Source organism: Microcoleus sp. Pol12B4 (assembly GCF_036701385.1).
Classification (GTDB): domain Bacteria; phylum Cyanobacteriota; class Cyanobacteriia; order Cyanobacteriales; family Microcoleaceae; genus Microcoleus.
This window is the reverse complement of the sequence record NZ_JAUBQR010000281.1, coordinates 1-7,290: the sequence shown is the minus strand read 5'-3', so window position 1 is coordinate 7,290 and position 7,290 is coordinate 1. Positions and strand designations below refer to the sequence as shown.

Sequence of the window (7,290 nt, the reverse complement as noted above, 5' to 3'; positions counted from 1 at the left end):
GAACTAAATCTGATTAACCTCAACGTTGTCTCGTCTGTGCATTTGGCTAAACGGGTAGTTAAGGATATGGTCGATCGCGGCCAGGGACGGATTCTATTCACTTCCTCCATTGCCGCCCTAATGCCGGGGCCATTCGAGGCAGTCTACGCGGCATCCAAAGCCTTTATCCACTCGTTTTCCGAAGGACTCCGCAATGAGTTAAAAGATACAGGTGTAACTGTCACCTCGCTCATGCCCGGCCCCACCGATACCAACTTCTTCCACCGCGCTGGGATGGACGACACAAAGGCGGGCGCCGACAAGAAAGACGATCCAGCCGAGGTTGCCAAGCAGGGATTTGAAGCCTTGATGGCAGGTAAGGACAACATCATTGCCGGTTCAGTCAAGACAAAGATTCTAGCCAGCGCAAGCAAGGTTTTGCCTGATACCGTTAATGCCGAAATGCACCGCCAGCTTACTGAACCGGGTTCTGCTAACAAATAATTCGCCCCCGTCTTACTATTTTTATGTGCAGATTTAAAGAAAGTAAATATCGTAGATAATGGCAAGATAGCAGCCGATAAAAGCGTGTTTACTTCTCCCAGTAGTGACGATTTAGCACAGTTTTCTCAGGCGTTCATCGATGGCATTATGCAGCATCGGCCTTGGATACGAACTGAGGAATAAATGGTTCTCGCCTAAGTAATTTAGTGCAGCACATTTATGCAAATTCATCATCTCAATTGTGGCTGTATGTGTCCCATTGGAGGGGCGCTTTTCGATGGCTTCAGTCGTGGCTTGACGGCTCACCTCGTCTGCCACTGTCTGCTGGTTGAAACGAATCAGGGGCTGGTTCTGATTGATACCGGCTTCGGATTGCGGGATATCGAGTCCCCTTACTCCCGGCTCAGCCCGTTTTTCGTCCATTTTAATAACATCCAGTTCGATCGCAAGTACACGGCAATCCATCAAATTGAACAGCTCGGATTTTCACCAAGCGATGTGCGCCATATTGCGCTAACCCACCTCGATTTCGATCATGCCGGTGGTCTAGAGGATTTCCCTGAAGCCACGGTACACGTCATGCAGGCTGAAATCGATGCCGCACAGGATCGGCACGGTTTCATCACAAAAAGGCGCTATCGTCCGGGGCAGTGGGATGAAGTCAAACGCTGGAAATACTATTCGGCGGGTGGCGAACCTTGGTTCGGTTTTGAAGCAGTCCGCGACCTCGACGGGTTGCCACCGGAAATTTTGCTAATCCCGTTGGTGGGGCACACACGCGGTCATGCTGGCATTGCCATTGATACACCCGATGGCTGGCTTCTGCACGCCGGCGATGCCTATTTCTACCGACACGAGATGGATGCAGCTAACCGACGCTGCACGCCCGGTCTGCGCGCCTACCAATGGATGATGGAGGTCGATCGCAAGGCTAGGTTGCTCAATCAAGGTCGGCTGCACGAATTATCGGTGCAGCACAGTAAAGATGTGCGCCTGTTTTGCAGTCACGATGCTATTGAGTTCAAAGCCTTCGTTGACGGGCCTAGGAACTCTTAAAACTAGAAATTTCATCATTACTATTGATTAGGCAAAGTAGGCAGTTGGGGAAGTTGCAGCCCTACTGCGCTCTGGATTTTGAGACATCTTAAATTCAAAACTCTTTAGTGCAGCGAAGCGGTGAGTGAGTCCTAGTAGTTTTTTGAAGGAGGCATTGATGAATATCAGCAGACGCAAGTTGTTAAAGGTAACTTCTGCTTCGGGTTTGGTTGCAGCAGGGCTGGCTGCTTCCGAAGGGTTGTTGAAACCCGTGTTAGCTCAAGATGAACTGACTCAAGTAGATGTTAAACATGAAGTAGCCCAAGCTCAAACCCAAAGCGGCGAGATGAGTTACAGGACGCTGGGACGCACAGGAGAGCAAGTGTCTGCAATTGGCTTGGGGGGACACCATATCGGACGCCTTCGAGAGGAGCAAGAAGCTATTAAGCTCATTCGCAGTGCGATCGACCGCGGCATCAATTTCATGGACAATTCCTGGGACTATCACAACGGACGCAGCCACCGCTGGATGGGTGCAGCGCTCAAGGATGGCTACCGGCAAAAGGTGTTTCTGATGACCAAGATTGACGGCCGCACCAAGGGCGCGGCCGCGATGCAGATTGACGAGTCACTGAAGGCGTTGCAGACCGATCGCATTGACCTGATGCAGCATCACGAAATTATTCGGATGGAAGACCCCGATCGCATTTTTGCTCCCGGCGGGGCTATGGAGGCCGTAGTAGAAGCGCAGAAAGCGGGCAAGATTCGCTACATCGGGTTTACAGGGCACAAAGACCCTTTGGTTCACCTGCGAGTGATGGAAATTGCCGCTCAAAACAATTTCCGTTTTGACGCGGTACAGATGCCGCTGAACGTGATGGACGCTCATTTTAGAAGTTTTGAGCAACAAGTTCTGCCAGTGCTGGTGAAGAACCAAATAGGTGTATTGGGGATGAAATCTATGGGCGACCCCTACGTGCTTAGAAGTAATACAGTAAGCCCGATCGAATGTCTCCACTATGCGATGAATCTGCCTACTTCAGTCGTGATTACTGGCATTGATAGTATGCAACTCCTCGATCAAGCGTTTGAGGCCGCTCGCACGTTTAAGCCGATGGATCGAGCACAAGTGGCAGCAATGCTGAATCGGACTCGCGAGGCGGCTGCAAAAGGGCAATACGAACTGTATAAAACTACCAACCAATTTGATAGTACCGCCATGAACCCATCGTGGCTAGGATAAGCAGTTTTGTATTATTCATAAGCAAATCTAAGATGAGGCAGAAATTATTTCTTTACATAACTCAGAAAACCTATAGGAGAGGTTGTATCCGGCTTTTTTGGATTGTTTCTAGGCAGCTAGGTTAAGCAGGCTGGGTGAGCCTCTTTAACGGCTAAATGGGTGGATTTTTTTCAAAACCTGAGAATTTCACAACACTGTAAAGGAAATTGGTAAAGAAAGTAAAAAGCGTGCAGTTGTTTTCATGGAAAATGTCCCAGCTCACCAAGTGGCTTCGATTGAACCATTGATTCAATCGGTCGGCGCTAGTGTTCTTTACCAATCACCTTATTCACCCAATTTTAATTTTATTGAATATTAGTGGTAACAACTCAAGCTTTTTTATGTAGGTTTTCAACTTGCTCAAGGTTATTTTAACGGACATGATATCATTATTTTGAGCTGATCTTTTGCCGGATATAGCAATACTAATTGTTGTGGGAATTAGATTTTTTATGAACCGCAGAAGCCGCAGAGAACGCAGAGGGAGAGAGAAAACGAAAAGTTTTTAGTTTTAAGTTAAATAGTTCAAACTTTACCCCAGCGCGGTATTACGAGGAAGAAAGCAATTTCAAAACTCAAAACTATTCGTCAATTTCCCCTTACCGCTTTCCTGACATCGCGTCTTTCAATCTCAATTCTTCTCGACTCACTAGAGCTTCGTAGTAATCGGGTTTGATTTCTAGGGCGACTCCGTAAGAGCTCATGGCATCTTGAGTTCGCTGCAATTTTTGCAAAACGTCGCCCCGCTGCGCCCAAGCTTCCCAGTTGTCTGGCTTGAGTTGAATCACTTGGTCAAAAGCGACGAGTGCTTGGGAATAGTTCTGCATTTCCCCTAGAATCAGAGCTCGCTGTACCCAGCCTTGATAGTTATCCGGCCAGACAGTAATTGCTCGATCGTATGATGTTAGAGCTTGTTCGTACTGTTGCAATTTTGACAAAGCGTTGCCGCGTTGCAACCAAGCTTCAAAATTGTCTGGCACGATTTTTAGTACGCGGTTGTAAGCTGCGACGGCTTCTTCGTAACGCTGCAATTTTTCCAGCGCTGCGCCTTGCTGCAACCCTACTTTTGATGTAATTTCTGCTTCTGAAGTCAGAGAGATTACTTTATCAAAACAGGCGATCGCTTCTTCATATTGCTGTAATTTTTCCAGGGCTTCGCCTCGCAAGTTCCAAGCTTCTAGAAAATTACCTTCAATTTGTAGGGCATTACTGTAAGCGATAATTGCCTCTTTGTAGCGTTCCAATCCGGCCAGGGCGATGCCTCTACCCAGCCAAGCTTCGGGAAAATTCGGATTAATTTGAACGGCTTGGTCAAAAGCAGCGATCGCCCCTTCAAAATCTCTCGCTTCTGAAAGTGTTTGACCGCGCCCGATCCATGCTTCGGGATAAAAAGAATTAATTTGAATTGCCCGATCGAAACAAGCAATTGCCGCGTCGGCCCACTGGTGTTTGAGGGCCATTCCTTTATAAAACCAAGCTTCGCAGTCGTTGGGTTGCATTTGCAGTACGCGATCGTAAGCTGTCACCGCCTCTGCATATTTGTGCAATTTTGCTGAAGCAATGCCCCGATTGAACCAAGCCAGAGTATTTTGTGGTTGCAGTTGAATGGCGCGATCGTAAGAAGTTACAGCTTCAGCGTAGCGTTCGGCTTTCATCAAAGCCAAACCTCGGTTCAGCCAAGCTTCCCAATTAGTCGGGACGAGTTTCAGCGCGCGCTCGAAAGCGGCCACGGCTTCAGGATAGCGCTCCGCTTGAACCAACACGTTGCCTTGCCGATACCACATGGCAGGCAAATTCGGATGAAGTTGGGTTGCTTTTTTGTAACAGGTTGCGGCTGCATCCCACTGCTGCAATTCCTCTAAAACTCGGCCTCGCTGATACCAAGCTTCGTGCTTTTCTGAATTGATTTGAATTGCCGTGTCGAAAGCCGCGATCGCTTCTGAGTGATTTTGCAAACTTAACAGCCCTGTGCCGCGGAGCATCCAAGCCCAGTATTCTTCGGGATTAATTGCTGTAGCTCGGTCGGCGCAGGCTACGGTTTCTGCGTAGGAGTGCAGTTGCTTGTAAGCTTTGCCCAGATTCAGCCATGCCCTGGCCCAGTCCGGCTTAATTTGAACGGCTTTTCCGTAGCAAATGACTGCCGCTTCGTACCTTCCTGCGGCGTACAATCTATTGCCCCGATCGTAATCGGGAAATGCTGCAAAAATTCTTAAAATCGGCGGCAGCAGCGCTGGCTGGGGGTTTGAGGAGTTTTCTGTAGCCGAAGTCGAGAGGTCTGGCATACGCCTTTCACATAAAAATTTAGTGGATAACAAGCTTGCGGTCTTATATATTAACTTATGCTTTTCTTAATATCGCTGCTGTTTTGAAACAAATTTAGCATATCAGGCTTGGTGCGACACATCATTTTTACTTAATTCGAGTAGGTATAAAATTATGCACCATTCCCACTGTCGGTACACCGCTGTAACATACGGTCAGTCGATTTTCGATTTTCGATTTTCGATTGACTCCACAAATGAATCTGGGAGCTTGAACCAGAGTCTAAAATTTTGATCTCTCCACGACGAGTGTCTGAAACTTGTATCCGTTTCTGGGCGGGGTCAGGACACAAGCACATAATGTCCTAATTCAGGTTTCAAACCAAATTTAATATGCTACAGTTGCACGCGCTTTTAGATTTTATGGACTGTCATTGGGAGTCGATCGACTCGCGCCCGAATTATTGGTACGAAGGCCGTTGTCCTCAAAGTGGCGAGCTGCTGAGACTGCCGCGCACTCGAATGTCCGAGGATCTCGCGCGGGGTTTGATGCAGTACCTGGCGACTGACGATTCCTACGATCGGGAAGGGAAGATGTACGGCATATTACTGGTGGAGATGCCTTCGGGGGAACAGGGGATACTCAAAGCATTTTCCGGGCTGCTGAACGGTTGCAGCATTGTTGAGGGGTGGGTGCCACCGATTCCGGGACGAGATCGTGTTGCTTTCGAGGAAGCCCGCACCTTAACTCAATTAGAGGCGATGAAACAGGAACTTATTGCCTTGAATCAACTTCCGCAGCGAGAAGAGTATGCAGCCTTATTTCGGGAGTTTGAAGTGCAAATGCAAGTTTTGAGCGATCGGCACCGCAATTGCAAGCAGCAGCGAGATGAAAAACGTCAGTTACTGTGTCAAACTCTGGCCCCCGAAAAACTAGAAATTGCCCTGGAACAACTGAATCAAGAAAGCCGTTTGGAGAAAATTGAACGCAGGCAATTAAAACGGCAGCGGGATGAAACATTGCAGCCGCTAAAACAATTAATTGAAGCTGCGGATCGGCGGATGCGGGCGCTGAAACAGCGGCGAAAAGAACTTTCCCGCGAACTTCAGACGCAAATGCACGCAGCTTACACTCTGGTGAATTTTTTGGGAAAATCGCGATCGATCTCTTCATTGATGCCAACCAATTCTATTCCCACTGGCACCGGCGACTGTTGCGCGCCAAAATTGCTCCACTGTGCGGCAGTACACAATCTGAAACCGCTGGCAATGGCTGAGTTTTGGTGGGGGCCGCCATCGGGCGATAAGATACAGGGAGAATTTTATGGTGCTTGTGGCGATCGGTGTCAGCCGTTGATGGGTTTTTTGCTGTCAGGATTGGCTCAAAATCCGATTGTTTCTAATATGGATGAGGGTTTTACGGGCGGGCTAGAAGCCCACCGCACAAGGAATAATTTTTCTTATGTAACGGGCATCTTACCCGTTACGCAAATGCTACCGATTATTTATGAAGACAAGTGGTTGATTGCGGTCAATAAACCCTCTGGCTTGCTGTCAGTCCCAGGTCGTTATATGGAAAATCAAGATAGTGTTTTCAGTCGTTTGCGTAACTTGTTACCGGATAGTTGTAATTTGACAGTCGTGCATCGTTTAGATGGAGAAACATCTGGGATTTTGCTATTGGCGCGGGACAAAGAAACTAGCATTCAACTCAGGCAGCAATTTGCAAAAAAGCAGGTTCACAAAGTTTATGAAGCGGTGCTTTCGGGTACTGTAAAAATTGATGCGGGGACGATCGAACTCCCACTTTGGGGCGATCCAGAAAATCGCCCTTACCAGCAAGTCAATTGGGAGGGCGGAAAACCCAGTGTTACTCGCTTTCAGGTAATAGCAAGGGAGGGAAATTGCGATCGCGTCGAGTTTTTGCCACTGACGGGGCGCACGCATCAATTGAGGGTTCACGCAGCGGATGTTCGAGGGTTGGGGATACCGATTTTGGGCGATCGGCTTTACGGATGTCGGGCTGCTGCGAATCGGCTACACTTGCACGCGCGGGAACTTTCGTTTGAGCATCCGCAGTTGGGAGAAAAGCTGTACTTACAGGCAGAAACACCATTTTGAACTCCGGGCGATCGGGCAACGAAGGATAGTTGCTGGAGTTTAGACTAAGAAAAGCTGGCTCAGTTAGAAACTGAGGCATAAAAAATTCATTGGGCAGCCAAATATATG

The 7,290-nt window shown here is 48.3% G+C and carries 6 protein-coding genes; 5 read left to right on the top strand and 1 reads right to left on the bottom strand.

The features are described from left to right. From QUA38_RS26155 to QUA38_RS29515, 4 genes are all read left to right on the top strand, one after another. On the top strand, positions 1–483 hold a 483-nt coding region (locus QUA38_RS26155; RefSeq protein WP_333167069.1), incomplete at its 5' end, for an SDR family NAD(P)-dependent oxidoreductase. A gap of 219 nt (positions 484–702) precedes the next feature. Next, entirely contained in the window at positions 703–1,539 is an 837-nt protein-coding gene (locus tag QUA38_RS26150) for an MBL fold metallo-hydrolase (RefSeq protein WP_333167068.1), read from the top strand. Positions 1,540–1,696: 157 nt separating this feature from the next. Next, positions 1,697–2,761, top strand: a complete 1,065-nt coding sequence (locus tag QUA38_RS26145) for an aldo/keto reductase (protein WP_333167065.1) — start codon at positions 1,697–1,699, stop codon at positions 2,759–2,761. Between the two features lie 205 nt (positions 2,762–2,966). Further along, entirely contained in the window at positions 2,967–3,119 is a 153-nt protein-coding gene (locus tag QUA38_RS29515) for a transposase (protein ID WP_445305108.1), read from the top strand. A 280-nt stretch (positions 3,120–3,399) separates the two neighbouring features. On the opposite strand, the gene QUA38_RS26140 is transcribed toward QUA38_RS29515, so the two are convergent. Next, positions 3,400–5,082 carry a tetratricopeptide repeat protein gene (locus QUA38_RS26140; protein ID WP_333167063.1) on the bottom strand — a complete coding sequence of 561 codons (1,683 nt, stop codon included), beginning with the start codon at positions 5,080–5,082 and terminating at the stop codon, positions 3,400–3,402. A gap of 372 nt (positions 5,083–5,454) precedes the next feature. Here QUA38_RS26140 and QUA38_RS26135 point away from each other — a divergent pair, with 372 nt between their 5' ends. Next, complete coding sequence (locus tag QUA38_RS26135) at positions 5,455–7,182, top strand: pseudouridine synthase (RefSeq protein WP_333167061.1); 1,728 nt, start codon at positions 5,455–5,457, stop codon at positions 7,180–7,182. Positions 7,183–7,290 lie beyond the last annotated feature (108 nt).